Consider the following 2,116-nt stretch of genomic DNA (forward strand, 5'->3'; position numbering starts at 1 on the left):
TGTAAGGCGTTGCTTATTTTTTTCAACTATCTCCCAATTCTATACAGCCCCTAGTCAACTCTAAATAAAATACAATTTATTTTATTCACTTTGTTCAAGATCTTTTAATATGGCGCACTCTGCGTTTTCATCACCTGAGCAATGATCAGCAGAAATCTGTAATAAGTTCACCATATCTTGCAACTGAGCTGTTTTTTGGTTTAAGGTTTCTATATGTTGCAGTGTCAACTGTTTAACATCCGCACTCTGCCGATCTGTATTTTTCCGCAAATCAAGCAACTCTTTCATCTGTTTGGAAGAAAAACCTAAATCACGAGCCTGTCTTAAAAAGCATAAGTCTTTTATATCTTGATTAGAGTAGATTCGATACCCTGAGTTTGAGCGTTTCGCGGTATCAAGCAAACCGATTTGTTCATAATAGCGAATCATTTTAGGAGAGATTCCTGATTGCTCTGACGCTTGACCGATATTCATGACTTTCCTCCTGATAGATAAAGGGGCAAAGCCAAACGACTACTTTGAATCGCGACTTTAACCCTATCTTAATATAATCTATGCTTTAATTGCTGGCACCTGAAAATACTTTAAGCGTAAGGCATTACCTAGTACAAAAACAGAGGATAGCGCCATTGCGCCTGCTGCAAAAATGGGTGACAACAAAATATCAAATGCTGGATACAAAACCCCTGCGGCAATTGGAATAAGAGCAACATTATAGAAAAATGCCCAAAATAGATTTTGTCGAATATTTTTGATGGTGGCCTTACTTAAAGCAATCGCATTAGGAACCCCTTGTAGACTACCTGACATCAACACCACATCTGCTGCCTCAATCGCCACATCTGTCCCTGTCCCTGTCCCAATTGCCAGTCCGACATCAGCTTGAGCAAGAGCGGGCGCATCATTGATACCATCACCAACAAAAGCCACTCGTCCATATTGTTGTTGCAGTTGACGTATCGCATCTACTTTTCCATCAGGCAATACTTCTGCGACCACTTGATCAATATGTAGTTTTGCTGCAATCGCTTGAGCGGTATGGCGATTGTCGCCTGTAATCATTGCCACTTTTAAGCCCAGTTGATGTAAACCTGCAATAGCAGTATAAGTGGTGTCTTTAATAGGATCTGCAACGGCAATAATGGCTGCTAGCTTTTGGTCAATCGCGACATAAAGTGGGGTTTTGCCATCTTGTCCTAAGCGTGCTGCCTCGTTTTCAAAGGGTGTGACATCAAGCCCTAATTGCTGCATATAACGATCAGCACCAATGAAAATAACCTGACCTACCACTTCCGCTTTGATCCCTAGTCCGGGCACCGATTCAAAAGCGGTAATCGGTAATAAGCTGATATTTTGTTGTTCTGCGGCTTGAACAATGGCTACGGCAATGGGATGTTCAGATTTTGCCTCAACCGATGCCACAATACGCAAGACTTGTTTATGTTGAAACCCTTGTTGGACATGAAAATCTGTTAAGGTTGGTTTACCTTCAGTTAATGTGCCTGTTTTATCGACAGCAATAACTTTAACTTCCTGTAAAGCTTGTAATGCCTCACCTTTACGGAATAACACGCCCATTTCCGCCCCACGACCTGTACCAACCATAATTGAGGTAGGGGTTGCCAATCCCATTGCACAGGGACAAGCAATGATTAAGACAGCAACGGCATTAACGAGACTAAACGTCAAAGCAGGCTCAGGACCAAGAACAAACCACACAGCAAAAGTCAGAGCTGCTAAGAACATGACCATGGGAACAAACCACATCGTGACTTTATCAACCAATGCCTGAATCGGTAATTTAGCCCCTTGAGCCTGTTCAACCATACGAATGATTTGTGCCAACACCGAAGAGTCGCCAATAGCCGTTACTCGAAAATTCAATGTGCCATTTTGATTTACTGTCCCTCCTACCACTTGATCACCCACTTTTTTTTTGACAGGAACGGGTTCACCTGTAATCATGGATTCATCAATATAGCTTTACCCCACTCTCAACTTGAAATAAGCAAATCAAACTGAAGAGGCGGATTACCAAGTTTTTTATTGAGTACAAAGCACAGATTATGCGACAGAATCTTACGAATCAATCGATGAGACAAATGCCATAAATCTC

1 protein-coding gene and 2 pseudogenes are annotated in these 2,116 nt (G+C 41.8%); all 3 read right to left on the reverse strand.

Annotated elements, in window-relative coordinates:
- Positions 1–81: 81 nt before the first annotated feature.
- Entirely contained in the window at positions 82–474 is a 393-nt protein-coding gene (locus EI161_RS14075; RefSeq protein ID WP_192529893.1) for a MerR family transcriptional regulator, read from the reverse strand.
- 78 nt (positions 475–552) lie between these two features.
- A pseudogene (locus tag EI161_RS14080) lies at positions 553–1,983 on the reverse strand (copper-translocating P-type ATPase); the annotation flags it as partial.
- 11 nt (positions 1,984–1,994) lie between these two features.
- Positions 1,995–2,116: pseudogene (locus tag EI161_RS14085) on the reverse strand (IS982 family transposase); the annotation flags it as partial.

The sequence above is a fragment of the Psychrobacter sp. FME5 genome (assembly GCF_014861375.1).
Taxonomy (GTDB): Bacteria; Pseudomonadota; Gammaproteobacteria; order Pseudomonadales; family Moraxellaceae; genus Psychrobacter.